Origin of the sequence: Pseudochelatococcus sp. G4_1912, from assembly GCF_047501465.1 — a bacterium.
Lineage (GTDB): Bacteria > Pseudomonadota > Alphaproteobacteria > Rhizobiales > Beijerinckiaceae > Pseudochelatococcus.
Genome location: NZ_JAZDRL010000002.1, coordinates 277,225 through 303,683 on the forward strand (window position 1 = coordinate 277,225; position 26,459 = coordinate 303,683).

Here is a 26,459-nt window from a genome sequence, read left to right on the forward strand (position 1 = left end):
ACATCAAGATATTCTGAGACCCAATGCTTATTGCGCACTTATCCGACGCCCACATCGGCCCCCTGCCCACTCCGCGCTTTCGCGATCTGCTCGGCAAGCGACTTACTGGTTATATGAACTGGCACCGCAGTCGTTGGCGCACCCACGATATGGACCTGCTTGATCGCATTCTGGCTGATATTTCAGCCCATAAGCCGGATCATATCGCGATGACTGGCGATATCGCCAATATCGGTCTTCCCGATGAGTTTCCTCTAGCTCGCGACTTTCTGGAAAAACTTGGCTCGCCCCTCACGGTAAGTTTCGTGCCCGGCAACCATGATGCCTACGTTAGTGAAGCCATATCCCCCATGCACAATGCACTTGGAGCATGGATGACCGGGGACGAACGTGATGGCGACAAAGAAGACCCGAAGCAGAGCTGTTGCCATTTTCCCTATGTGAAACAGAGTAATGGCGTCGCTCTGATTGGCCTCTGTTCCGGCATCCCGACATTCCCGTTTTTTGCTACCGGTATTTTGGGGAATACGCAGCTTCGAGCGCTGGAAACATTGCTCGCCAGACTTGGCCGCGAAGGCTTCTGCCGCGTTGTGATGGTGCACCATCCACCCTATCGCAACGGCGCCAAGTTCACGCGCAGGCTTACCGATGCACGCGCCTTTGAGCAGGTTCTAGCTAAAACAGGTGCGGAACTTGTGCTGCATGGGCACAATCATCGCACGATGTTCGCGACTATTCCGGGACCGCACGGATCCCTCGTGCCAATCCTTGGTGCCCCCTCTGCATCAGCAATCAAGGGCACCGATGATCATCGTGCTGGATATCATCTGATCGACATCCAACCGGATGGCGCGCATTCAAGGATCCGCCTGATCACACGTGGCCAAGATCCACAAACCGGCGCCATCACGATGCTGGAAGAGCGAAATATTAGATAGACCGGGGTTTGCGCGACCATGAAAATGCGCCGCGCTCCCACGCCCGCCGTAAATAGCGCGTAAGCGGCCTTTCAAACGCCAGATGCACGACCACTGACATAGCAACAGCAATACTCATGGCAATGACGACATAGGTCCATGGCCCAATTTCCGTTCCCGCAAAGAACAGACGTGTTGCGCGCAATACCATGGGATGGAACAGATAAAGCGCATAGGATGCATCGCCCAAAAGCACAATTGCACGCCCCAATAGGGGTGGAAGCCGCGGTTCAGGCCCTAAAACAGCTGCCATCACCAACATCACCGCAGGCACACCCAGCGCAAATACGCGTGCAACTCCATCAGCAAGCAGATTCTCACGCAGCATATAGATGGCAACATACACCAGCACAGCGCGCAAAATGATACCGGGGCGCCCCTTCGTATCCCGCGCCAAGGCAATACCCATACCGAATACGAATTCCATCGCCATAGGATCGGCCCAGAATGATAACGGCATTGGCAGGGAAAATACGGTACCAAGTCCAACCAGCAGAGAGAAGAACAACGCAACCACAAACACTGCCCGCTCACGCGGTAAAGCAACCGCCAGCATAAAAACGAGATAAAAAGCCATCTCGTAATTCAGTGTCCAGCCCAATGACAACACAGGTTGTGCAAGCCCCTGACTGTTTGTAAGCGGGAAAAACAGAAATGAGGCAACAATTTCTGACACAGTTGGCGGCAAGCTATTCAGCGCCTGCGGCATGACTAAAGCAACGCTTAGAAAAGCCAGCGTTGCTACCCAATAAAGCGGCAAAATGCGAATAAGACGATGCGCTAAAAATATCCGGCGGCTCTCAGGCTGGCCAAACAATTTGCGCGAAGCGTGCACAATAATAAAACCAGAAATAACAAAGAAGATATCAACCCCCACCTCCCACGGCAGCGCGCGGTTGGGAATGAAACCTTCCGGGCCAGCAAAATGCGCTGCATCGACCTGTGCATGGACAAAAATCACAATCAACGCCGCCAAGACACGCAAAGCCTGTACAAGAACGAGCTTTTGCGACCCGACGTCCGATTGCGAAGATGAAGGTGAGCGTGGAGATACGTGTATGAACATCAGCTGATCAGCAAACGATCTTCCGCCAACGCTTCGCCGCGCGCCTGACGGAATTGGTCGAGTAAGTCCTCAATGGTCAGGCTGGCCCGCGCGTTGCCCGCAACATCAAGCAGAATTCGCCCTTCATGCAGCATCACCGTACGCGTGCCAATGTCAAGCGCATGCCGCATGGAATGCGTAACCATCAAGACGGTTAGATTAAAACGTGCAGCAAGCTCCCGTGTCAGATCGAGAACAAAATCGGCGTTCCGCGGATCAAGAGCAGCCGTATGTTCATCGAGCAGCAATACGCTGGAGGGCGCAAGCGTCGCCATCACCAACGCCAGCGCTTGACGTTGACCACCAGAAAGAGATCCCATCGGCTGGTCCAAACGGTCTTCCAGCTTGAGGTTCAGCTCTTCAATACGCTGACGGATTTTCGCTAAACGCGCATGACGTAAAGCCGGCAGAAATGAGCGTCGTTGGCCCCTCGATGCTGCCAAGGCCAGATTTTCAGCAATCGACAATGTGCCACAACTACCCGCGAGAGGATCCTGAAACACCCGCGCAACATGGCGCGAACGGACCTCAAGTGGCACGCGACTTACATCATCATCCGACAATAGCACCTTTCCGGATGTCGGCATGACATCACCGGCAATCGCTCCCAATAGGGTCGATTTGCCAGCACCGTTCGAGCCGATTACGGAAACAAATTCACCTTCATCCAGTCTCAGCGAGACACCGCGCAGGGCGGCACGTTCCAGCGGCGTACCAGCATTGAAGGTAACGACGAGATCGCGAACTTCGATCATGCGGCCTTCCTTCCCGGCACCTTGCTACGCAATTTAGGCAACACCAATGCAACAAGCACCAACAGCGCGGTAGCAAGATTAAGATCTGAAGCCTCCAGCCCCAGAAAATCAAATGAAAGCGCAGTCTGCACCGCCATGCGGTATAGCACCGCACCAAGCACACAACCTATCAGTGCCCAGAAAATACGTCGCCCCGGAATAAAGGTCTCACCCACAATGACAGCTGCGAGACCAACAACAATGGTGCCTACCCCGGAGGTCACATCGGCAAAGCCATTGGTTTGCGCAAAAAGCGCACCTGCAAGGCCCACAAGTCCGTTTGACAGCATGATGCCAATGATAATCTGCGCACCAGTACGCACCCCCTGCGCCCGCGCCATGCGTACGTTGGCACCCGTAGCCCGCATCGCCAAGCCTATTTCAGACCGCAGAAACAGCGCAACCAACACCACAACCAGCAGCACAACGATACCAAGGATTAGCGGGCGCACATACTCATCAGGAATTGCTCCGCCGAGATAAGGCGTCAACACCGTTTCCTCATTAAGCAACGCGATATTAGGCCGCCCCATAATCCGCAAATTAACGGAAAAGAGCGCAATCATTGTCAGGATTGAGGCAAGCAGGTGCAGCACACCGAAGCGCACACTCACAAAAGCTGTCACGAACCCGGCAGCTGCGCCCGCAAGCACCCCAGCGCCCGTCGCAAGCCATGGATTGACATCGCCAATAATGAGAACTGCCGTAACAGCCGCCCCCAACGGAAACGAGCCATCAACTGTGAGATCGGGAAAGTCGAGAATGCGAAATGACAGATAAACGCCCACGCCAACGAGCGCGTAAATCAACCCAAGTTCGACTGCACCCAGTAGGGCGATACTGCTCATGATTCTGCAAACACCCGTCTGAAAATAAACATCGGCGTGCGAATGCACGCCGATGCGATATTTGTCAATGAATCTTAATGCATCAGGCTCAAAAATGGATATCGTTTTTTGATAAACCTGATGAAAAACAAACGACTAGAGTAAAATAGCAATGCAGATTTATTGCATTTTTCTCTAGTCCACTACCTTGATCGCACGTTTAACCGCCTCTTCAGATAGCGTCACACCAATCTTTTCCGCAACGTCCTTGTTGAGGTAAAGATCTGTACCTTGAGCAAACTGCACCGACAGATCGCCCGGTTTTTCACCTTTAAGAATACGCGCCACAAGCGCACCTGTCTGCTCACCAACCTGCCGGTAATTAAAGCCTACAGAAGCCAAAGCACCCCGCGGAACGCTATCAGTATCTGCTGCATACAGCGGGATCTTGGCAGCCTCCATCACGCCAGAGACTGCTTCAAATGCAGAAACCACCGTGTTATCTGTTGGCACGAAGACAGCATCTGCCTTACCAACCAGCGAACGTGCGGCACCCTGCACTTCTGCCGTTTTGGTTGTGGGCGCCTCAATTACGTCAAACCCCAACTTCTCGGCAGCTTCTTTCAAGTCTCGAACAGCACTAACAGAATTAGGCTCGCCCGGATTAAAAATCACGCCAATCGTTTTGACGTTCGGCGTCAATTCGCGAATGAGCGCGACCTGATCCTCTATTGGAGCACGATCGGACACGCCAGTAATATTGCCACCAGGCTTCTCAATCGAGCTTACAAGCTGGGCATCCACCGGATCAGTCACAGCACTGAAAACCACCGGGATTGTTTTTGTGGCCGAAGCCAAAGCCTGGGCAGAGGGCGTTGAAATACCGATTATCACCGCAGGCTTTTCGCCAACAAACTTACGCGCAATCTGCACTGCCGTCGCGGGCTGGCCCTGAGCATTTTCGAAAACGATTTCGATTTCTTTCCCATCGTTAAAGCCGGCTTTTGCAAGCGCGTCTTTCGCCCCCTCTTGCACGGCATTAAGTGCGGGGTGATCAACGATCGAGGTGATCGCAACAACAGGCGTCTCAGACCAGGCCGGACTTGCACCAAGCACCATCGCGACAGCCACGCCAACAGCAGTCCTAATCATGGTTCACCTTACCTCTATCACACTCAAGTCCAATAACCGGACGATTATGGCAGGCCCAAGTCTAAGCACAACCCTGGAATATCACGTACCGCCAACGGTATCCGCCAGCTTCTTGCGCCACGATCTGCCAAGCACCACGCTAGGTGCGCGCGTGCCTATAATACCCCCCGGACGCCACACCATCAGCAGCACCATTGCTGCACCGAACATCAACATGCGGAAATGCGCCAGATCTCGCGAAAATTCAGGCACGGCAACCACAGCGATGGCCGCGATGACAACCCCCGTCTGACTTCCAAGACCACCAAGAACCACAATCATCAGCACCATTGCCGATTCCCAGAACGTGAAACTTTCCGGGCTGACCAACCCTTGGCGCGCAGCAAAGAATGTGCCCGCAAAACCACCGAACATTGCACCCGTTGCAAATGCTGACAACTTCACTGCCGTTACATTCACGCCCAGCGAACGACATGCGATCTCGTCCTCACGCAAGGCTTCCCAAGCACGGCCGATTGGCAGGCGGCGAAGTCTGATGGATACCATCGCGGTAATCAACACCAGGGTAAAAATGACATAGTAGAGGAACATCACCCGATGGATCGGGGCATATTCGATGCCAAATAACTGATGAAACGTCATTCCTCCATCAGGCGCGCTATTGGCAAAGGGCAAGCCAAAAAATGTGAGGCGAGGAATGCCCCCAATGCCATTGGGGCCACCTGTTAGCGCATTGAAGTTGATCAGAATGAGCCTAACGATCTCACCGAACCCCAAGGTGACGATGGCCAAATAGTCACCCCGCAGCCGCAGCACTGGAAAACCAAGCATAAGCCCGAAAAATGCCGCTAGAATGCCGGCAAGCGGCAGGCAGATCCAAAACGACAGCCCATAAGTCGTCGACAACAGCGCAAAGGAATAAGCACCAACCGCATAAAATGCCACGTATCCAAGATCAAGCAAACCTGCAAGGCCTACTACAATGTTGAGGCCAAGCCCCAACATCACGTAGATCATCACCGTCGTTGCGGTATCAACGATGTAACGGTCCGAGATCGGCAAGAATGGCAGTACCAACGCCACAAGTCCCAGCACAAGACCCAGATGCGCCGAGGTCAGGCGGCCTGAAAGGCCAGTGCCTTCCGTGGTTGTCCGCGCCGATGAACCGGGCTTCTTTCCAAATGCATGCGCTATCCATGGCCGCGAAAGCGCGACAATGAACCGCCCGAAAAACGCTATCAGCGCAGCAATCACCACCCAGTCAAAACGATATGCAAGTGCAACCCCGCCACCTGTCTGGTTTTGCAACTGAAAACCAAGCAGCGGCAATGCAAGGCCGATCATGATGATGCCGGCAATCACCGCCTCGCGCAGCGCAGTGGCTAGTGGATTTCCCAACTGAGGAGATGTGGCAGGCAGGCTCATGAAATTGGCTCTTATGATGTAGCTCTGGAATTTTTTGAGACATAAATACGATAATCAATATCGCATTATCGTTCTCGTTCTTTGATTGCGCATCTACCGCTGCATTCCCGCTTGAAACGGCCCGCCCATCAATAGGTCAAAGCACTATCGTGGACGTTTATTTGCGTAGTGGTCCAACATATACAACCAAACCCCGATGGTTCGACCATCGGGGTTTGTCTTCCCACCAATCAAAGCTTGGTTGGGTCATACTCACCGTTCTGCCACTCAAACATGACGTACTCTGGATCAACCAGATCGCCCTTCTCGTCAAAACGGAAAGTGCCAACGATGGTGTCGAAGCTTTCCGACTTCAAAGCCTTGGCAACTTTCTGAGGATCCTTGTCACCATCGGCAATAGCCTTAGCAAGGGCTTGTGTAGCGGCATAGTAATAGAAAGCGAAATTATCGGGCTCGCCACCCTTCTTCATTTCGTTATAGGCAGCTTGCGCGCTGGGCTTGTCCTTGGCTTCAGCCGAGAACGTAAACAACGTGCCCGCTCCCCCCTCACCTGCAACTGACCAGAACTCATTCGCAGCCAGACCATCAGCGCCCACGAAGCGTGTGGTCAAGCCAGCCTGACGTGCCTGACGGACAATCAGACCAAGCTCAGGATGGTAACCGCCGAAGTATACGACATCGACCTTCTCATCCTTCAAACGACTGACAAGCGCTGAATAGTCACGCTCGCCTGCATTGATCGTGCCGGTGTAAACTGGCTTGATACCAGCGGCTTCAAGCACCTTCGTTGCTTCCTTGGCGAGGCCTTGGCCGTAGACCTGCTTGTCATCAACGATGGCAATCCGCTTGTCCTTAAACTTTTCAGCGATAAATTGACCGCCAACTGCACCCTGCTGATCATCGCGACCATTAGCACGGAAAATAAGCGGATAGCCGCGCTCAGTCAGTGCTGGCGCTGTCGCAGATGCGGTCAACATCAGCACACCTTCGTCATTGTAAACGTCAGATGCAGCAATTGATGCGCCCGAGCACAGATGACCAAGCACAAACTTGGTGCCACGCGATACAACCTGATTTGCCGCGGAAACAGCATTCTTGGGATCGCACTGATCATCAGCGATCTGCAGAACAATCTTCTCACCATTAATACCACCCTTGGCATTAATCTCCGCAACGGCCGTCTCAGCGCCGAGCTTTGCCTGTGCACCGAGAGCTGCAATCTGCCCACCGGTCGCAGGAATGCCAAGTGCGATGGTGACATCAGCACGTGCAGCGGTAGCGCCCATCAGTAACGCCAGCATACCAACACCAGCAAGAGCTTTATTTGCAGACAGTTTCATTTTCAGTCTCCCGATTCGAGTCTTATTGCGACTCTGTTTTGGACAACTTACAAAGGACTGAACTAGCGCTCAGACCTTCTCCACAACTGCACGTCCCAGAAGGCCGGTCGGCCGGAAGAGCAGCACGAGCACGAGTATGGCAAAAACAGCCACATCTTTATATTCAGCAGACGCATAGCCCGCCCAGAATACCTCAATTAACCCGATAAGGATGCCACCCAACATGGCCCCCGGCAAGGAGCCGATTCCGCCCAGCACTGCCGCAGTAAAGGCTTTCAGGCCGGCGAGAAAACCAATGAAGAAATCAATCGATCCATAGTAGACCGTATAAAGAAGCCCCGCCACCGCTGCCAGCACTGCACCGGAAACAAAGGTCATAGAAATCACACGATCAACATTGATTCCCAGCAACTCAGCCATTTTGCGATCTTGCTCACAAGCGCGCTGAGCACGACCAAAGCTGGTCCGTGCGACCAAAAGACTGAAGCCGACCATTAACAAAACAGTCACGCAGATGATGACGATGCGCACAATGGCGACTTCCACAGTCTGCCCATCGATTTCGCCCAGCACAAGACGTCCGGTAATCATTGGCGCAAGCGACTTCTGGCCAGCGCCCTGTACCAGCTGCACAAAACTTTGCAGCAAAATTGACATACCGATAGCGGAAATGAGGGGGGCAAGCCGCATGGCGCCGCGTAGCGGACGGTATGCTACACGCTCCACCACATAGCCCCAGAGAGCCGTAAATGCCGCCGACAACACAAGTGTGACGAGAATCGCAATCGGCACCGACGCGATGCCCAATTGCGCAAGCAGCAACAGCACAATGAGAGAGATGAACGCACCAATCATGAACAATTCGCCATGCGCGAAGTTGATCATACCGATGATGCCGTAAACCATCGTATAGCCGATAGCGATCAAGCCATAGACCGCGCCAAGCGTCAGCCCGTTAATGAACTGGTCGACAAAATAAGCCAAGGCCGCTCCAACCCCAATGTGATGCGTTGCAATTTATATGCGCGTCGCTTGCCTCAACGCTGCGCTTGTTTTGCATTCTCCAGCATGGATACGATGACATTTCATCTGCGGCAAGCTTCACAAAGCCCCATTGAAGGAAAAATATACTAACTTCAGTCGATAAAATCGCTTTTGGGGATATTTAACAGCGCCAACCCACCTAATACGGTTGCAATTATGGTCTGATATCCATTTTTGTAGCAAGTTCTGCTTGCGGCAAGCGGCTGTGTCGGGCAGACATGGCGAATTAATCTGACAGCCTGCACCGTGCAGCTGTAAAGCTGCATACGTGAAATTATAGTGCCCACGATAAAAACGATGACCTTGCCTGCAAAACGACCACCTGGCGTAACCGCAATGCGCCCTTATGTGCAGGTCTGTCTTAGGAAGATCGTTCATATGGAAGCAATTAATGCGGGAATCGCCCGCCACCAGAATCAGATGCCAGAGAGCCGATGAAAAAGAAGCTTGAATATGTTTGGCCGCTGATCGGTCTCGCCGCTGTCGTATTCTCATTCTGGCTCCTTTATAAGGAGCTCAAGGGTATTTCAGCCAATGAGGTTTGGGACAGCGTAACCAATATCAGCATGCACCGCTGGATTTTGTGCGCTCTGTCGACCCTGGTCGCCTATGGCGCGCTTGCCTGGTATGATCGCATCGCGCTCTTACACCTTGGGCGCAAGATCTCCTGGGCAGTGGTATCGCTGGTATCGTTTACAACCTATGCTTTATCGCACAACATTGGCGCATCTGTGCTTTCCGGCGCAATGGTTCGGTTCCGCGCTTATGGCAGCATGGGATTGAGCCTCGCTGAGATTGGCGTTCTGATTGCTTTATGCTCATTTACATTTGCATTCGGCACAATTCTTCTCGGTGGCCTGGTTCTCGTGGGCGAGCCTGAAGTGCTGCTACGGTTGATCGATGCACCGATATGGCTAATCCGACTTGCAGGGTTTGGTTTGCTCGCCCTTGTTGCGCTTTATATGCTTGGATCCTGGCGCGAATTCAAACCGCTTAAGATCGGCAAATTTGCGGTTTATTATCCCCGCCTGCCCATCGCGACACGTCAACTCTTCGCTGCACCGCTGGAGCTTCTTGGTGCAGCTGCAATTATCTATTTTGCACTGCCAGAGGCGGGCAATCCGGGTTACTTTGTCGTTTTAGGGGTTTTTCTTGCGTCATTCTCGCTGGCGCTGATATCTCATGCCCCTGGTGGTCTCGGTGTTCTTGAGTTCGTGTTCATGAATGCCATGGCCAGCGATCATCTGTCACAGTCTGACATACTGGCAGCGCTACTGGTTTTCCGACTATTATATCTCATCGTGCCGTTAGCGTTCGCTATCATTGTCGTGATTTTGTTTGAGCGCTCACGCCTGTCTAAAACATTGTCTCCGGATGTGACCGGGACAGATGAGAATACGCAGAACGATAAGGTCGCGTGATTTTACATGGTTGGAGAGTACCCCTGATGGCGACGTCGGACATTCCACAGACCCAAGAATCGGCTTTCCAGCTGGGAATTCGTGGACGTTGTCCACGGTGCGGCGAAGGACATATCTTTAAGGGATACTTAAGTCTTGCAAAAGAATGCGAAGTCTGCGGCCTAGACTATTCTTTTGCAGATCCTGCTGATGGGCCGGCCTTTTTCTCAATGTGGATCGGGAGCATTCCCGCCCTTGCGTTCGGCATCTGGCTTGAGCTCACAATCGGGGCGCCATTATGGGTGCACTTTATAACCACTTTCCCGCTCATCCTGCTAGGGTGCCTTGCCGTGCTGCGGCCCGCCAAGGGGTGGATGGTTTGCTCTCAATATAAGCACAAAGCTGAAGAGGCCCGGTTTACATCTCATCATGAAAAAGAAAGCACCTAGACGCAGAATCTGCAGCGCTTCTTTAGGATCACGCTTAAAAAATGATGTGTTGACGTGGCAAGTAATGCTGCCTCAAGAAGTAAGAATCTCACGACGCTGCAATTGATTAAGAGGACAGACATTCAGCGTAAAAATACTTTGCATATTCCATAATTATACCATTGCATATTTAAATCATGCTATGCATTGAGCATAATTACCATTTTCATTTGTAAAACTGGTAAGTTCTTGACTTTCTGCCTTTCCTTTTATATGTTTTTCTTTAGTGTTTTGCACGTATCGTAATTTTCTGAACGATGTTATTTCCTAGCGGAGAAACGTTTTATGTCGACCGTCGCTGACCCAAAGATTCTCTTTTCCGATTTTGGCCGCAAGCTGGGCATTCCTGGTCTTGCGCTGGATGATAACAATGCCATTCGTTTGAGCTTCGATGAAATTATCATCGATGCACAATATGATCCGGAAAAGAAGCACTTGGTGCTTTTGTCGATCCTGGGCGATTTTCCCGCAACCAATAATTCTGAAGTTTACGCAAATCTGCTTGAGGTCAACCTCGCTGGCTTGCTTGTCGGCTCGGGAGCAGTTGGTCTGGACCGTCAGGAAAACCGTTTGATCTACGTTGATCATTTGTCGTTTGAGGGCCTGACACAGGAAAGCTTTGAAGAGTTTTTCCGCAAGTCCGTCAACGTTGCAGAGGCATGGCGCAATCTGATCAACTCGCGTGAATTTGGCGTAGCATCGTCACAATCTGCATCATCTCCACCAGATGAAGAATTTGCATCATTGCGTGTGTAATATCGCATAGCCTCAAGAGCGTGCGTTGAGAATAAAAAAGGCAGCCATAACTTGGCTGCCTTTTTGCTTTGAAGACCCTGCCAAAAAGAGCGGTTCATGAGCATTCTTTATTCGTATTAGAGCGCCGAACGTTCTGAATGAACCCAAACTGCGCTCTAATTTTTATATTCTACCGCACCTTACATTCACTTGAATAATCACATTGAACGATGCTGCTCTAAGCAAAATCTGGTTTAACCCGTACACGGCGCCAGATACTGATGAGAATAGCCAGCGTCACAATCGCTTCAGTCAGGAACCATGGTCCAGCCAACCGATCAAAGCCGGATGCATTCAGCTCCGTGGAAATAAAACCCGCAAGTGCCGAACCACACGGGCAGTTTCCTTCAAACGTGGCGAACACCGTAACGCGAGAAGCCCATAGCAGCTGCACCACCATTAAACCGCCCAAACCATAAAGCAATTTTTGCGGAACATGGAAAACATTTGCCTGCGCCAGCGCAATCCAGCCAACGATGAAAAAGGGCGATGACAGGAATGCCGCAAGGCTCAGCACTTCCGTCCAGCAGCTGCGGCAAGATGTAACGACAGGCCCCAATATCGCGATCCCCGCGCCGATCAAGAGTGCTATTCCTGCAACGTATACACCTTGGCGCCCAAGCACTGCCGATAGCACGACCGCGCCAACAAGCGATAAAATGACCACAAAAATCAAAAACAACATATCCTGTTCCGCCCCCACTTATCCTGCGTGCAGACAAGGGGCGGCGCACAGCATCCACCCCTTCCCCGTATTTGACTAGTCTCAGGACCTGTTAATTCTCTTGTAATACCAGGATATGCAAGGAAAGTTACGCAGAGCGGGGCATATCCTCGGTCAAGTAACTTAACATAGCAGATCGCAAGTCAGGACGCTGTCCGAAGGATGGCGTTCATCCACTCAATACCATTTCTTGTTTATCTTGGACTTGCCAATGGATGGATGACATCATTGCAAGTTAATTAACAGGTCCTGAGCCTTGAGCGTCTTCGCAATTCAAAAAACAACGCAGACGCTCTAACTTATTGATTTAAACTAATCTCAAATCCCAGAAGGGCATCCGCCTAATGCAGGATTTGCCCAAGAAACAGCTTCGTGCGTTCATGCTGGGGATTGGAGAAGAATTCGTTTGGCGTATTCATCTCCACAATCTGCCCCTGATCCATAAAAATCACCCGATCAGCAACCTGCCGTGCAAAGCCCATTTCGTGGGTAACAACCAGCATGGTCATTCCCTCTTCTGCCAAGCTCACCATGGTATCGAGCACTTCCTTCACCATTTCTGGATCGAGTGCAGAGGTAGGCTCATCGAACAGCATGATCTTGGGATTCATGCACAGGGAGCGAGCAATCGCAACACGCTGCTGCTGACCGCCCGAAAGCTGTCCCGGATACTTATGCGCCTGCTCGGGGATCTTCACCCGCTCAAGATAACGCATGGCAATCGCCTCGGCTTCCTTCTTCGGCATCTTGCGAACCCAAATCGGAGCGAGTGTGCAGTTTTCCAAAATTGTCAGGTGCGGGAATAGATTGAAGTGCTGGAACACCATACCGACATCACGACGTACTTCGTCAATGCGTTTGATATTGTTGGTCAGCTCTACATCGCCAACGATAATGCGCCCCTTCTGGAACTCTTCCAGCCGGTTTATGCAACGGATCAACGTTGATTTACCTGATCCAGAAGGTCCGCAAATGACGATGCGCTCACCCTTAGCTACCTCAAGGTTGATATCGCGTAGCACGTGAAACTCGCCATACCATTTGTGGACATCAACCATACGGATCGCTGGTGCGCCTTCCAGAGGGCGCGCATCGCGTCCGGCTTCATGCGCTGCAGTTGTCATTGATCCGTCTCCTGTCGATTATGGCCGGTCGCCAAACGCCGTTCCATTGCAATAGAATAGCGAGACATACCGAAACAGCATACAAAATAAAAGATGGCTGCGAAGGCATATCCCGTGGCCGCCGTCACCGGCGTAGACCATTTAGGATCAGCCAACGATACCTCAATGGTGCGCATCAGATCGAAAATACCGACAATCGACACCAGCGATGTATCCTTGAACAGCCCAATGAACGTATTGACTATCCCTGGGATAACGATCCGCAAGGCCTGCGGCAAGACTATCAAACGGGTTGTCTGCCAGTAATTCAGGCCAATTGACTGCGCACCCTCAACTTGTCCTTTAGGAATTGCCTGCAAACCACCGCGCACCACTTCTGCCATGTAGGCCGAAGCAAACAGCGCAACACCAACAATGGGGCGTAGCAATTTGTCAGGCGACATGTTGCCCGGCAAAAATAGTGGCAACATCGTATTGGCCATGATCAACACCGTGATCAGGGGGACACCACGCCAGAATTCAATGAAAATAACTGAAATCAGCTTTACCAAAGGCAGTGATGACCGTCGTCCCAGGGCCAACAGAACGCCAAATGGCAGCGACACCACAATACCGGTAAAGGCCACCACCAGCGTTACAACGATGCCGCCCCACAGCGACGTATCAACGCGCTGAAGGCCAATCGAAGGCCAGCCGTAAAGCAGGATGAAAGATGCCACTGGGAAAATGGCAAAGAAGTAAATCGAGCCCAGCCCCTTGCGTGGCATGCGTCGCGATAGCAGCCACACGATACCAATGGCGCACAGCACAAATACCAGATTGACCCGCCACAGCTGCCCATCCGGATAAGCGCCGTAGACAAAAAAGCGCAACCGCGAACCGACATAAGCCCAGCAAGCCCCTACCTCATGGCCCACTTCCGATGCAAGACAGGCATTGCGATCATCGCCCGTCCAGACAGCATCAATAAACAGGAACCGGATAATCGGCGGCAGGAGTATATAAATCAGATAAAAGCCAATCAGCGTCATCACCACATTGAGTGGCGATGACAATAAATTTGAACGCACCCATGCAACCGGACCACGTGAAAGCACCGGGGGCTTGCTGGCAGGCATGAATTCGCGGAGGAGAAAGGCTCTGCGTGTTGAAGGGACAATGTTGTCAGATGTCATCGTCACCTCCTATCGTTCTACAATCGCTACACGGCGATTGTAGATGTTCATCGCCAGGGAGATCAGCAGACTCAGCAGCAGGTAGACCCCCATTGTAATCAGCACACATTCGATGGCCTGTCCCGTTTGGTTAAGCACCGTTCCCATGAATACCTGCACCAGATCCGGATAACCAATGGCAACCGCCAGTGAAGAGTTTTTGACCAGATTCAGCAACTGGCTTGTCAGAGGCGGCACAATCACGCGCATAGCCTGCGGCACGATAATAAGCCGCTGCGTTATGCCCGAACGCAATCCTAGAGCATGCGCGGCCTCAGTTTGCCCGCGGGCAACAGATGTGATCCCCGCCCGCACGATTTCTGCAATAAATGCACCTGTATAGATACTCAGGCCCAGCAGCAATGCAGCGAATTCGGGATAAATCTGCAAACCACCCGAAACATTGAAACCACGATGTGCCGGCATATTGAAAGTCACAGGCTGCCCTGCTGCAAACCAGAAAACCGCTGCAAAAACTAGCAGTATAAGCAACGATATCATGCCCGTTGGATGTTGCCTGCCGGTCTGCTCCTGATCCTTACGCGCCCAGCGACGGTAAAGGGCAATCATGACCAATGACAGGCCAATGCCAATAAACAGCATCAAGCTACCAGCGCCAAATTCGGGTCTGGGAAAAAATAAACCACGGTTATTGAGGAACGCGGCATCAGCTACCGTCAGCGAATTACGGGGTGCAGGCAACGCACGCAAAACGGCGTTGTACCAGATATATAACTGCAGAAGCAGTGGAATATTGCGGAAGAACTCAACATAGCTCGCAGCCAGGATTGAAATAACCCAGTTCCGCGACAAACGCGCAATCCCCACGATGAAGCCTATGATTGTCGCCAGAACAATACCAATGCCCGAAACAAGCAGGGTATTCAGCAAACCAACCCAAAACGCCTGACCATAGGTTGAATAGGAAGAGCTGTATTCGATAAGGCGCTGGTTTATATCAAAACCTGCGGGCGCATCCCAAAATGCAAAACCCGAAACGATGCCGAGCCGACTCATATTCTCGATGGCATTCGTCGAGGCTTCGTAAAGTAGAAAAGCAGCAGCGGCGACGAGCAAGACCTGATACACAATGCCGCGCACAATGGGATTATAAATAAACGAAGCGGATGTATCACGTGGATCAGATATCTTACTGGACATAGTCGGCGCCTCCCGAACAGATGTTGTTCCAGTCATTCATCTCGCTCCCAATTAACGCGTAAACATCAACGACCGTAAATTTTAAAGGGTCTTTAAACGCCATCCCCCAATACCTGAACATTACTTGAGGAAAGTTAAGACTATACATATACAGGATAATTTTCCAGCGCATAACGCTTCAGCCGACACCTATGTTTGGAAAATAGCGGGCAGAATGCCGGGGACGACAAGCGCCCCCGGCAAAATTATTAGCGAATTGGCGGAGCGTATAGAATACCGCCGTTGTTCCATTGGTTATTCAGTCCACGCTCGATCTTCAGAGGCGTATCAACGCCCAGATTCTGTGCGAAAATTTCACCATAGTTCCCAACATGACGGATCATGCGCACCACCCAATCAGCTGGCAAACCGATGCCTTCGCCGAAGTTGCCCTCAACACCCAGCAAACGGCGCACTTCAGGGTTCTGTGACTTCAGCTGTTCGTCAATGTTAGCCTTGGTCACGCCAAGCTCTTCAGCATTGATCAGCGCATTTGTGGTCCAGGTCACGAGATCAAGCCATTGATCATCCCCCTGACGCACCACTGGCGCGAAGGGCTCCTTGGAGATGATGTCACTCAATACCACATGATCATCCGGCGTCGTCAAACGCAGGCGCTCGGCATAAAGCGCAGACGCATCCGTCGTAAACGCATCACAACGACCGGAATCATATGCTTTTACAGCTTCAACAGCTGATTGATAGGTTACCGGTTCATACTTGATGTTATGGGAGCGGAAGAAGTCAGCAAGGTTCAGCTCGGTTGTGGTGCCTTGCTGCACGCAAACAGATGCACTCTCAAGCTCTTTGGCAGATTTCACATCCAGCGAACTGCGCACGATGAAGCCCTGGCCATCGTAATAGTTCACGGGACCAAAATTCAGGCCAAGCGTCGTATCACGTGACATCGTATAGGTGGTGTTACGGATCAGTACGTCCACTTCACCCGATTGCACGGCAGTAAAGCGATCCTTCGCAGTCAGCGGCAGGAACTTGATCTTGTTTGGATCATCAAAAATTGCAGCAGAAATTGCACGGCAGAATGCGATATCAAAACCTGTCCACTGCCCCTTGTCATTGGCAACAGCGAACCCTGCAAGGCCCGGATTGGTGCCGCAATGAAGTGCACCACGCTGCTTAACCTGATCCAGCGTCGCAGCGGAAGAGGCGGATACCCCAGCCGCTCCGGCAATAGCGCCCATAACAAGTACAGCCAACGTTTTTTTCATCATGAATAGCCCCCAAATTACACATAGGACACCGCTTGCAATAGCTATACAGCTACAGCATAAGCTCTCGCATCTTTAACGTCTCGACGAGCAGGAATGGCTCGTCCCCTCTGCGTTTTTATTATGTTGCACAGCACCTTGGCTGAACAAATGTGTACAGTGACCATCACAATCGACTTTTCCATTCAGGTCAAGGTGATAATGTGCTCAATCTGAATATGTTGTCGCTTTTTGCAGCACATATCATATCTTTAAAGCATGCCACATCTGGCACAACGTGCCCTTGTATAGCAAAGTTCCGCGCGCCACAGTCAGAGCTTACACGTGAATCAGGACGGCCACACGCCATGCGTAAATTTTCAGCTGAAGACATTGCCAATCTCAATAAAGATACGCGCCTGTCTGTTGCGGGGCGCCACCCTGAGGAGGCATTTGGCTTCGTCAATCCGCCTGTTTACCATGGCTCGACAATTCTGTTTCCAACGATACAGGATTTAGCTTGCCGCACGAACCGATATGGTTACGGACGGAGAGGCTCACCCACCACAACTGCCCTGCAAGAAGCCGTCTGCGCTATGGAAGGCGGCGAGGCCGTTGTGCTTTGCCCATCCGGCCTGTCAGCAGTGTCCACAGCTCTCCTGTCCTGCTTAAAAGCCGGCGATCATCTGTTGATGACGGATGCGGCCTATGATCCCATCCGCACGTTTTGCAACAATGTGCTGACGCGTTATGGCGTTGAGGTCACCTACTATGATCCAGTGGTCGGAGCTGATATAGCAAGCCTCTTCCGCCCTAACACCCGTGCTGTATTTACTGAGGCACCCAGCTCCCTCACCTTTGAAGTGCAAGACATCCCGGCAATCGCTGAGGCCGCCCATGAGCGCGATATCATCGTGTTGATGGATAACACCTGGGCAACGCCGCTCTATTTTCCGGCACATGCACATGGGGTTGACCTGACGATTTCATCCGCAACAAAGTATCTGTGTGGTCATTCAGACGTTCTCTTCGGCACCGTCTCAGCCAATGCTCGATGCCGTTCAGCGCTGCTTAGAACCCATGGTGATTTGGGCATGTGTGTTGCGCCGGATGATGCTTATTTACTGCTGCGCGGCATTCGAACCCTCGGCGTTAGGCTTGATGCACATCAGCGCTCCGCCCTGGAAATTGCGCAATGGCTGGAAACCCGCCCCGAGGTCTCTCGCGTGCTTTACCCGGCGCTGGAAAGTCATCCGGGGCACGCTCTATGGAAGCGTGATTTTAATGGCGCAACCGGCCTCTTCTCAATTGTCCTGAAACCCGTGCCACAAAAGGCAGTAGCTGCGTTTCTTGATAACCTGTCGTTATTCGGGCTCGGATATTCCTGGGGGGGCTACGAAAGCCTCGCGCTACCGTTCGATGCAGCACAATTTCGAAGCGCAACCGCTTGGACCCCAGAGGGACCAACCATCCGCCTGCACATCGGCCTCGAAGATGTGCAGGATCTTAAGGCGGATCTGGAACAAGGGCTGGAACGTCTTAATGCAGCCGCCAGAGAATAAGCCGCATTTCAGCATTGAAGATCAGCTGCGCGCGAGATCATCTCACGCGCAGTCTTTATGAGACAGCAGCAGTTCTCACGTCCGCTTATTCATCCGGAGCATCCACAATCGGATCAAACCGATCAGCATCGAAACCAAGCAGATTCCAGGATTGCTGCATATGAGGCGGCAAAGGTGCGGTAATATCCAACGGCTGACCTGTACGCGGATGAGCAATCACAATGCGACGCGCCAGAAGGTGCAGCTTCTTCTGAATGCCTCCGGGCAATTCCCAGTTCTCGACATTGAAGTATTTCGGGTCTCCAACAATTGGATTGCCGATATGCGCTGTATGTGCACGCAACTGATGGGTGCGCCCCGTTACAGGCTTAAGCGAAAGCCAGGCAAGCTTTTGCGCCACGTTGTCAATCATGGCGTAGTACGTCACCGCATGGCTTGCCCCATCATCGCCGTGCTGCGCAACGGCCATACGGGAATCACCATTGAGCATTTCCTCACGCGCCAGATAGGTCGAAATACGCCCCTGCTTCACTCTTGGCACGCCAGCCACCAGTGCCCAATAAACCTTGCGTGCCGTCCGTGAGCGGAAACTCTTGGCCAGCGCCGTCGCCGCAAACCGCGTCTTGGCAATAACAAGGCACCCTGCCGTATCCTTATCGAGACGATGCACCAGACGCGGCTTCTGACCATGCGCATCCATCATGGAATCGAGCATGCCATCGACATGACGCGTCGTACCCGATCCACCCTGCACCGCAAGGCCCATAGGTTTATTGATGACCAACACATCTTTATCTTCATAAAGCGTGATTGACTTCAGGAATGCGAGATCATCGCCGCCATGTTTGAGACTTTGGGGAGCTGCGGGGCGCTCATCGATCTTCAGCGGCGGCACACGAATGGCCTGCCCTTCGGCCAACCTGTCATTGGGTTTCACGCGCTTGCCATCCACACGCAGCTCACCCTTGCGCACGATACGCTGAATATGTGTGAATGGCAGCTGCGGAAAGCGCGCCGTCAAGAATCGGTCAAGGCGCATATCAGCTTCATCGGCAGTCACTGTAAGGGTCTGCACGCCCGTGGCAAGAACAGCTGTAGCCTCAGCCTTGCGCTCAGCCCGTGTTGGCAGCGAGGGCACTTGCGAGGGCGCGCCCTGGCGAGAGGGTGCCTTTCCGGTCAAAGACTTTTTCCCACCAAAGGATGTGCGGCCTTCAGCTGCGCGAGGAGCATCATCACCAGCCTTTGATCTTGGCCGCACAGCTTTCCCACCCCGAAACGGTCGGCTTGGTTGAGCGCCTCCACCTGATCCAAATGACTTGCTGGAGCGTCCGCCCCCGCGTGAAGTACTCATAACCCTGCTCCGTCTGATAACTCGCCCAACGCACGTTGAATCTGAAACCCATACAGCATCAGCGCACCAACGCAACCATCACATTTCAAAATAGCGTTGATCGATAATTTTTTATCGTTTTTCATTAAATTTATCTTGTTATCTAAAATAGGAATGATATTCAGAAAACGACACGGCGCAGGGCCGTTAACAGTGAGGGGATCATGGAAAAGATAAAACGCATCAGTACAATTGCAATCACGTCTCTATATATCGTTATGGCCGCATATGCTTTCTTCAATTTTGGTCCACTTTTATCAGCAAAAATAAACAATGCGTCATCCACTTCAAGCCAAGAATCTATTTCTGCAGGGACAGAAGAAAGCTTCTGGGCTTTCTCAAGAGTTCTGGGAGTCTCATGGGATGAAATCAACGCTGCATCGTGGAGTGGTGAGACATTGGCGTTAGGCTTATTAGCGATTGCGATAGGAACTGTACCAATGTTCGTGTGTCTATGGCTGCTGCGAACTGTCTTTAAGAACTATCGTGAAGGCAATATTTTTAGCGACGATAATGCATCCTGCTTTCGAAAGATTGGAATACTTCTCATTCTGGATGCTCTGATTGCAACGTCAGTTAGTGAAACCGCCTTCATATTCGCTATGACTTTTAATAACCCGCCCGGTGAACGCATGATCTCTGTGAGCGTAGGGAGTCCTCAACTCTATCTGCTCTTCTTAGGGCTTGTGATCTTCATCATTTCCCTGGTCATGTCAGAAGCCAGCAAAATACATGCTGAACAACAGCTTACAGTATAGGGGCGCGATCCAATGATTGTCGTCAATCTAGACATTATGCTGGCAAAACGAAAAATGCGCCTGCAAGAGCTATCAGAAAAAGTCGATGTTTCTATTCAGAACCTATCTATTCTGAAAACAGGGAAAGCAAAAGCAATCAGATTCTCCACGCTGGAAGCAATCTGTCACCACCTGCAGTGTCAGCCAGGAGACATACTGGAGTTTAGGGAAGATATACCGTCATCCCCCGAAATTGATTAAGATATGCCTTATCTAAGTTTATTAGAATAAGACACCTACATAAATGATGAGTAATAACTAAGAGCAAAGCCTCTTTGCCATGCCTCATTCAAGGCTATAAATATAGGGCCTTCCTGGATTTTTCTAATCAAGGAAGGCTTTCAAAAAAATTTACGCCCAGCTCCGCATTACAATAAGCCCAATTACAAGCCCTGCAAATGCCAGCACGACTGAACCCAAGCTATAGCCTAAAGCTGCCCACATCTGCCCTTCTTCCCAAAGCGCAATCGCTTCAAGGGAGAACGAGGAAAATGTCGTGTAACCACCCAGTACGCCCGTCATCATAAACAACCGCGCTGTTTGCCAATGGCCCGCGTCGGTACGGCTCAAAAAGAATCCTGCCAGCAGCCCCATAACGGCGGAGCCACTAACATTCACAATCAGTGTGCCCCAAGGAAAGCCATAACCGAACCATCGGGCCGCAGTCATGCTAACAAACCAACGCAGCACGCCACCGATCCCCGCACCCAAAAACACCGTTATTGCAGAGTACACGCTCACTGGTTTTCCTGCCGTTCAGCGCGCAGCTTTTCCCACCATGCAAGGCGCTTGCGGATATCGCGCTCAAATCCACGTTCTACTGGCTCATAAAATTTCTGACGGCCAAGAGCATCCGGCCAATAATTCTGCCCTGAAAATGCATCGGGCTGATCGTGATCATAGGCATATCCCGCACCATAGCCCTCCGACTGCATAAATTTTGTAGGCGCATTCAGAATAACCTTTGGTGGCATCGCAGATCCACCGGCCTTCGCAACTTTACGCGCCTGTTTATAGGCAACATAAGCCGCGTTCGATTTTGGCGCTGTCGCCAGATAGATAACCACTTGTGCAAGCGCCAGCTCCCCTTCCGGAGAGCCTAAAAATTCATAAGCATCTTTGGCTGCATTAGCGATACCAAGCGCCTGCGGATCAGCGAGGCCGATATCCTCAACAGCCATTCGCACCAGTCTTCTGGCTAAATATAATGGGTCCTCTCCCGCATCCAGCATGCGTGCGAGATAATAAAGCGCAGCATCGGGATCGGATCCACGCACCGTTTTATGTAGCGCGGAGATCAGATTATAGTGCCCATCCTGCGATTTGTCATAAATAGGCGCACGCCGCTGCAGCACCTCCTGCAACTGGGCGGAGGTAAACACTTCGTCCTCAGAAGCCGCCCGCCATAATTCTTCAACCAAGGTAAGCGCCGCCCGACCATCACCATCAGCCATCCGCACGAGCGACAAACGTGCCTCGTCATCAAGCGGCAACGGGCGCCCTTCCACCTCCTCTGCACGTGCTAGCAAGCTGAGAATGGCCCCCTCATCAAGGGAATGAAAAGTCATCACACGCGCACGAGATAACAAAGCTGCATTAAGCGCAAATGAAGGATTTTCGGTAGTGGCGCCGACGAGCGTGATCGTGCCATCTTCCATCACAGGCAAAAACGCATCCAGTTGCGATCTATTGAAGCGATGGATCTCATCAACGAACAGCAGCGTACCCTGCCCATTTTCTCGGCGGGCTCGCGCAAGATCAAATGCTTTTTTAAGATCATTAACGCCTGAGAAAATCGCCGACATTGACTCGAAAACCAAATTGGTCTCACCAGCCAACAATCGTGCAACTGTTGTTTTACCCGTGCCCGGCGGCCCCCAGAAGATCAGGCTACCAATCGAACCTGAACGCAACAAGCGCGTCAACGCGCCATCCGTGCCAGTCAAATGCTCCTGCCCGACAACCTCAGCAAGCCGCGTCGGCCGCAACCGATCAGCTAATGGACGCGGTGCGTGGTTTTCTAGACCAGCGGCTGAGAAAAGGTTTGGCATAAAGATTTACTAGCTCGAAAGTGGCATAAGGTGTCATATTACCACCTAGCATGCGCAGATTAAACAAGCATCCGTATTCTTATAACAGACAACGCTCTCATCCTTGAAACTCAGAACGCAATATCCGCCCCTGACGATTCACAACCACTCGCCAAATTGTGGGCTTAATCCGCCAGACAGCATCAAAATCCCGCGTATTTTCTATAATGCGCTCATTTACAGATACCAGAATATCCCCCGCTCGAAATCCAAACCGCGCTGCAGCGCCAGGATCAAGTATAATAACCCCTTTATCAGCATGGATTATGGTCATTTCTTCCGCAAGGGCAGGAGATAAATTCACAACCGTAATGCCGACAAAGGGAGATATCGGGGTGGAGCCCGCCGTTATCGGGTCACGCGCAGGCTTCTCGGGTGCAGCTTGTAATGCGATAGGAAAAGTAAGCGTTTTGCCTTCTCGTAAAACTCTCAGGTCAATTTTGCCAGAAAGTGGACGCGAAGAAAAATGGTAGCCAAAAGCATCAGGATCATCCACAGAATGCCCAGCAACTGCGATAATTACATCTCCTGGTCTAAGCCCAGCCAGAGCAGCAGGCCCAGCATCCGCAACGGAAGCGACAAGCGCACCCAGGGGTTGTTCAAGTCCCATACTGTGCGCAATTTCTTGATTAACAGCCTGCAAGCTCGCGCCAAGCCATGGACGACGAACCATGCCATCACCCGTGCGCGCGGCTTCAAGCACTAATCGTACCATTGCGGCTGGCACAGCAAAACCGATACCGTGATTACCTCCAGACCGAGAAAAAATCGCCGTATTAATCCCAATCACATTACCATTGAGATCTACAAGTGGACCACCCGAATTGCCGGGATTGATCGCAGCGTCAGTCTGAATAAAGGACTGAAAATCGCTAATCCCCGCTTGCGTGCGAGCAAGAGCCGAGACAATACCCTGCGTTACAGTTTGCCCCACACCAAAGGGGTTGCCCAGCGCCATCACGAAGTCGCCCACTTCAAGGCCTTCAGAGTCGCCTAACTGTGCCGCTGGAAATGGCCCCTGTCCATCAATCCGCAAAACAGCAAGATCACTGCGCGCATCACTCAGTACAACCTTAGCCGAATATTCGCGCTTGTCGTGAAGGGAAACCTTCACCTCGGTCATATCAGCAATCACGTGATGATTAGTGATTACAAGACCGGAGGCATCAACAATAATCCCCGACCCAAGCGATCTCTGCACCCGCTCTTGCGGAATGCCAAAGCCATTATTTCCAAAAAATTGCTGGAAAAATGGGTCCTTTTGAAATGGATGAGACTGCCGCTGCTCAACCCGCTCGCCATAAACGTTCACCACAGACGGTGCAATCTGGCGCACCACAGGAGCAAGCGACAACAATACACCTGAGCGCGCTCCAGGTAGCACTCGCTGCTGTTCAGCTGTGTCAAGTTGAGAATGCGCAAAGTCAGAAGCACGAACAATCGCAACTGACGACACAATCCAAAGTGCCACAAACCCGCATAGAATTAGCTTGATCTTAGTCATTCTTTATCATCCATCAGAATATTGGCGGGAGAATGGCTATATTATATTCTAAAAGGCAACTTAGCTTGTGACGTAAAAAAAGGCGGCCCGAAAGCCACCTATAACACTATAAAATTATTAGAGCGCCGCTTAATACATCATATGCAATTGCGACGCTCAATATTTTATACTCGCATAAATTATTCTTATGCCTGCGCTTCAGCAGCAACCTGGATTGGGCCGGAATCCTTGCCCTTTGCGCTGATATCACGGTCTACGAATTCAATCACACCAACAGGTGCATTATCGCCGTAGCGGAAACCTGCCTTAAGAACGCGAGTGTAACCACCATTACGGTCCTTATAGCGTGGGCCAAGAACATCAAACAGCTTGCGTACGATAACTGGATCGCGCAGCTCAGCAATAGCTTGACGACGTGCATGCAGATCACCACGCTTGCCAAGTGTGATCAGCTTCTCAACGATAGGACGGAGATCCTTCGCCTTTGGCAAGGTAGTAACAATCTGCTCATGCTTGATCAGCGCAGATGCAAGATTAGCAAACATCGCCTTACGGTGTGAGACGGTGCGATTAAAACGGCGATGGGCGAAACCATGACGCATGGCTAACTCCTTCATTGAGCAACCGCCGTGCCACGGTACGGTCGCCTCATTATTCAGTTGTTTATATGATCGATTATAGAAACGTGACGTTCACAAACGAAGAGAACGTCACGCCTTAGCTTACTACCGTAAGATCTTCTAGTAGTGCTCCTCGAAGCGCTTGGCTAGCTCTTCGATATTCTCAGGCGGCCAACCTGTGACCTCCATACCAAGGTGCAGGCCCATTGATGCCAGCACTTCCTTGATTTCATTCAGCGACTTGCGACCAAAATTGGGCGTACGCAGCATTTCTGCTTCGGTCTTCTGAATGAGATCGCCGATATAGACGATATTGTCGTTCTTGAGACAGTTGGCTGAACGAACAGACAGTTCCAACTCGTCCACCTTCTTGAGGAGCGCCGGATTGAAAGGTAGCTGCGGCGTTGTGACCGCGGCTTCCTCGCGACGAGGCTCTTCAAAGTTGACAAATACAGCAAGCTGATCCTGCAAAATGCGAGCGGCGAAAGCAACGGCATCGTCAGGAGCAATCGAACCATTGGTCTCAACGGTCAACGTTAACTTGTCATAGTCAAGGATCTGACCTTCACGCGTATTTTCAACACGGTAGGAGACCTTCTTCACAGGACTGTAAAGGCTGTCAATGGCAATCAAGCCGATCGGTGCATCTTCAGGACGGTTACGCTCGGAAGGTACATAACCCTTACCAGAACTCACCGTAAATTCGATGCGGATCTCTGCGCCATCATCAAGCGTCAACAATACCAGCTCCGGATTCAGGATCTGGATATCGCCAACAGTTGCAATATCGCCAGCCGTCACAACTCCAGGCCCTTGCTTACGCAAAGTTAAGCGCTTGGAGCCCTCCCCCTGCATCTTAATAGCAATGGCCTTAACATTGAGAATGATGTCAGTAACATCTTCCCGCACGCCAGGTATGGACGAAAACTCGTGCAACACACCATCGATTTGAACTGCCTGCACTGCAGCGCCTTGAAGAGACGACAGCAGAACACGACGAAGGGCATTTCCTAACGTCAAACCGAAACCGCGTTCCAACGGCTCAGCAACAACCGTCGCAACACGACGAGAATCATCACCGGGCGTCACCTGCAGCTTGTTGGGCTTGATGAGTTCCTGCCAGTTTTTCTGGATCACGATCGCACCTCTTAAAGTGCTCGACCGCGGCAAAAGACTTGATGGAAAAGCCTAGCCAACGGACAAAATGGCTGCACAGCCTATACTGCACAGCCGGGACATCAAATAAGACGCATCAAACGCGGCGGCGCTTACGCGGACGGCAGCCGTTGTGCGGAATTGGCGTAACATCACGAATCGACGTCACCGTAAAACCGGCTGACTGCAACGCCCGCAATGCAGATTCACGGCCTGAACCAGGACCTGTCACCTCAACCTCAATGGTACGCATACCGTGATCTGCGGCCTTGCGCGCAGCATCTTCAGCAGCAACCTGCGCTGCATAAGGGGTTGACTTGCGCGAGCCCTTGAAACCCATTGCGCCAGCTGAACACCACGAAATCGTGTTACCCTGTGCATCAGTGATAGTAATCATCGTGTTGTTGAACGATGCATTGACATGAGCCACGCCAGACGCAATGTTCTTGCGTTCACGACGGCGGATACGGGTTGCTTCTTTTGCCATAATCTTCCAAATCCTTCAAACGCGCCCGTGATGCCAG

26 protein-coding genes are annotated in these 26,459 nt (G+C 51.7%); 7 read left to right on the forward strand and 19 right to left on the reverse strand.

Annotated features, from left to right (window positions below):
• Positions 1–23: 23 nt before the first annotated feature.
• Positions 24–938, forward strand: coding sequence for a metallophosphoesterase family protein (locus VRZ32_RS08450; protein WP_414525307.1), 915 nt, complete (start codon positions 24–26; stop codon positions 936–938).
• Here VRZ32_RS08450 and VRZ32_RS08455 read toward each other — a convergent pair.
• The 7 genes from VRZ32_RS08455 to VRZ32_RS08485 form a co-directional block, all read right to left on the reverse strand.
• The gene (locus VRZ32_RS08455) at positions 931–2,043 is read right to left on the reverse strand and encodes an acyltransferase family protein (protein WP_414525308.1); all 1,113 of its coding nucleotides are present in this window, start codon (positions 2,041–2,043) and stop codon (positions 931–933) included. The two genes, VRZ32_RS08450 and VRZ32_RS08455, sit on opposite strands and share 8 nt — an antisense overlap.
• Positions 2,043–2,837, reverse strand: a complete 795-nt coding sequence (locus VRZ32_RS08460; protein WP_414525309.1) for an ABC transporter ATP-binding protein — start codon at positions 2,835–2,837, stop codon at positions 2,043–2,045. The genes VRZ32_RS08455 and VRZ32_RS08460 overlap by 1 nt, the downstream gene beginning before the upstream one ends.
• The gene (locus VRZ32_RS08465) at positions 2,834–3,724 is read right to left on the reverse strand and encodes an ABC transporter permease (RefSeq protein ID WP_414525310.1); all 891 of its coding nucleotides are present in this window, start codon (positions 3,722–3,724) and stop codon (positions 2,834–2,836) included. Before VRZ32_RS08465 ends, VRZ32_RS08460 begins: the two co-directional genes overlap by 4 nt.
• Before the next feature lie 174 nt (positions 3,725–3,898).
• Complete coding sequence (locus tag VRZ32_RS08470) at positions 3,899–4,855, reverse strand: ABC transporter substrate-binding protein (protein ID WP_414525311.1); 957 nt, start codon at positions 4,853–4,855, stop codon at positions 3,899–3,901.
• Between the two features lie 81 nt (positions 4,856–4,936).
• Complete coding sequence (gene livM, locus VRZ32_RS08475) at positions 4,937–6,280, reverse strand: high-affinity branched-chain amino acid ABC transporter permease LivM (protein WP_414525312.1); 1,344 nt, start codon at positions 6,278–6,280, stop codon at positions 4,937–4,939.
• A 230-nt stretch (positions 6,281–6,510) separates the two neighbouring features.
• The gene (locus VRZ32_RS08480) at positions 6,511–7,620 is read right to left on the reverse strand and encodes an ABC transporter substrate-binding protein (protein WP_414525313.1); all 1,110 of its coding nucleotides are present in this window, start codon (positions 7,618–7,620) and stop codon (positions 6,511–6,513) included.
• Between the two features lie 69 nt (positions 7,621–7,689).
• The gene (locus VRZ32_RS08485; protein WP_414525314.1) at positions 7,690–8,604 is read right to left on the reverse strand and encodes an ABC transporter permease subunit; all 915 of its coding nucleotides are present in this window, start codon (positions 8,602–8,604) and stop codon (positions 7,690–7,692) included.
• Between the two features lie 494 nt (positions 8,605–9,098).
• Between VRZ32_RS08485 and VRZ32_RS08490 the strand changes: the two genes are divergently transcribed.
• The 3 genes from VRZ32_RS08490 to VRZ32_RS08500 all read left to right on the forward strand — a co-directional run bounded on the left by VRZ32_RS08490 (position 9,099) and on the right by VRZ32_RS08500 (position 11,308).
• A complete protein-coding gene (locus VRZ32_RS08490; RefSeq protein WP_414525315.1) occupies positions 9,099–10,085 on the forward strand; it encodes a lysylphosphatidylglycerol synthase domain-containing protein in 987 nt (328 codons plus the stop codon).
• A gap of 26 nt (positions 10,086–10,111) precedes the next feature.
• A complete protein-coding gene (locus VRZ32_RS08495) occupies positions 10,112–10,513 on the forward strand; it encodes a DUF983 domain-containing protein (protein WP_414525316.1) in 402 nt (133 codons plus the stop codon).
• Positions 10,514–10,837: 324 nt separating this feature from the next.
• On the forward strand, positions 10,838–11,308 hold the full coding sequence (locus VRZ32_RS08500; protein ID WP_414525317.1) for a type III secretion system chaperone: 471 nt from the start codon (positions 10,838–10,840) through the stop codon (positions 11,306–11,308).
• A gap of 217 nt (positions 11,309–11,525) precedes the next feature.
• On the opposite strand, the gene VRZ32_RS08505 is transcribed toward VRZ32_RS08500, so the two are convergent.
• The 5 genes from VRZ32_RS08505 to VRZ32_RS08525 form a co-directional block, all read right to left on the reverse strand.
• Positions 11,526–12,032, reverse strand: a complete 507-nt coding sequence (locus VRZ32_RS08505; RefSeq protein ID WP_414525318.1) for a hypothetical protein — start codon at positions 12,030–12,032, stop codon at positions 11,526–11,528.
• A gap of 380 nt (positions 12,033–12,412) precedes the next feature.
• The gene (locus VRZ32_RS08510; protein ID WP_414526173.1) at positions 12,413–13,129 is read right to left on the reverse strand and encodes an amino acid ABC transporter ATP-binding protein; all 717 of its coding nucleotides are present in this window, start codon (positions 13,127–13,129) and stop codon (positions 12,413–12,415) included.
• Positions 13,130–13,191: 62 nt separating this feature from the next.
• Positions 13,192–14,370 carry an amino acid ABC transporter permease gene (locus VRZ32_RS08515; protein ID WP_414525319.1) on the reverse strand — a complete coding sequence of 393 codons (1,179 nt, stop codon included), beginning with the start codon at positions 14,368–14,370 and terminating at the stop codon, positions 13,192–13,194.
• Positions 14,371–14,379: 9 nt separating this feature from the next.
• Positions 14,380–15,570, reverse strand: a complete 1,191-nt coding sequence (locus VRZ32_RS08520) for an amino acid ABC transporter permease (RefSeq protein WP_414525320.1) — start codon at positions 15,568–15,570, stop codon at positions 14,380–14,382.
• A gap of 248 nt (positions 15,571–15,818) precedes the next feature.
• Positions 15,819–16,841: an amino acid ABC transporter substrate-binding protein gene (locus VRZ32_RS08525; protein ID WP_414525321.1), complete on the reverse strand. Its 1,023-nt coding sequence runs from the start codon at positions 16,839–16,841 to the stop codon at positions 15,819–15,821.
• Between the two features lie 344 nt (positions 16,842–17,185).
• Here VRZ32_RS08525 and metC point away from each other — a divergent pair, with 344 nt between their 5' ends.
• Positions 17,186–18,379 (forward strand): cystathionine beta-lyase, encoded by a 1,194-nt coding sequence (gene metC, locus VRZ32_RS08530; RefSeq protein ID WP_414525322.1) that lies wholly within the window; start codon positions 17,186–17,188, stop codon positions 18,377–18,379.
• Positions 18,380–18,464: 85 nt separating this feature from the next.
• Here metC and VRZ32_RS08535 read toward each other — a convergent pair whose 3' ends face one another.
• Positions 18,465–19,730 carry an RluA family pseudouridine synthase gene (locus tag VRZ32_RS08535; RefSeq protein WP_414525323.1) on the reverse strand — a complete coding sequence of 422 codons (1,266 nt, stop codon included), beginning with the start codon at positions 19,728–19,730 and terminating at the stop codon, positions 18,465–18,467.
• Positions 19,731–19,933: 203 nt separating this feature from the next.
• Between VRZ32_RS08535 and VRZ32_RS08540 the strand changes: the two genes are divergently transcribed.
• Positions 19,934–20,527 carry a DUF2975 domain-containing protein gene (locus VRZ32_RS08540; RefSeq protein ID WP_414525324.1) on the forward strand — a complete coding sequence of 198 codons (594 nt, stop codon included), beginning with the start codon at positions 19,934–19,936 and terminating at the stop codon, positions 20,525–20,527.
• 12 nt (positions 20,528–20,539) lie between these two features.
• Positions 20,540–20,767, forward strand: coding sequence for a helix-turn-helix domain-containing protein (locus tag VRZ32_RS08545; protein WP_414525325.1), 228 nt, complete (start codon positions 20,540–20,542; stop codon positions 20,765–20,767).
• Positions 20,768–20,917: 150 nt separating this feature from the next.
• Here the strand turns inward: VRZ32_RS08545 and crcB are convergent, their stop codons facing one another.
• The 6 genes from crcB to rpsK form a co-directional block, all read right to left on the reverse strand.
• The gene (gene crcB / locus VRZ32_RS08550) at positions 20,918–21,307 is read right to left on the reverse strand and encodes a fluoride efflux transporter CrcB (RefSeq protein ID WP_414525326.1); all 390 of its coding nucleotides are present in this window, start codon (positions 21,305–21,307) and stop codon (positions 20,918–20,920) included.
• On the reverse strand, positions 21,304–22,617 hold the full coding sequence (locus tag VRZ32_RS08555; protein WP_414525327.1) for a replication-associated recombination protein A: 1,314 nt from the start codon (positions 22,615–22,617) through the stop codon (positions 21,304–21,306). The genes crcB and VRZ32_RS08555 overlap by 4 nt, the downstream gene beginning before the upstream one ends.
• 97 nt (positions 22,618–22,714) lie before the next feature.
• Positions 22,715–24,160 (reverse strand): Do family serine endopeptidase, encoded by a 1,446-nt coding sequence (locus VRZ32_RS08560; protein ID WP_414525328.1) that lies wholly within the window; start codon positions 24,158–24,160, stop codon positions 22,715–22,717.
• 185 nt (positions 24,161–24,345) lie between these two features.
• Positions 24,346–24,762, reverse strand: coding sequence for a 50S ribosomal protein L17 (rplQ, locus tag VRZ32_RS08565; RefSeq protein WP_414525329.1), 417 nt, complete (start codon positions 24,760–24,762; stop codon positions 24,346–24,348).
• A 138-nt stretch (positions 24,763–24,900) separates the two neighbouring features.
• Complete coding sequence (locus tag VRZ32_RS08570) at positions 24,901–25,920, reverse strand: DNA-directed RNA polymerase subunit alpha (RefSeq protein WP_414526174.1); 1,020 nt, start codon at positions 25,918–25,920, stop codon at positions 24,901–24,903.
• Between the two features lie 112 nt (positions 25,921–26,032).
• Positions 26,033–26,422 carry a 30S ribosomal protein S11 gene (gene rpsK / locus VRZ32_RS08575; protein ID WP_414525330.1) on the reverse strand — a complete coding sequence of 130 codons (390 nt, stop codon included), beginning with the start codon at positions 26,420–26,422 and terminating at the stop codon, positions 26,033–26,035.
• Positions 26,423–26,459: the final 37 nt, after the last annotated feature.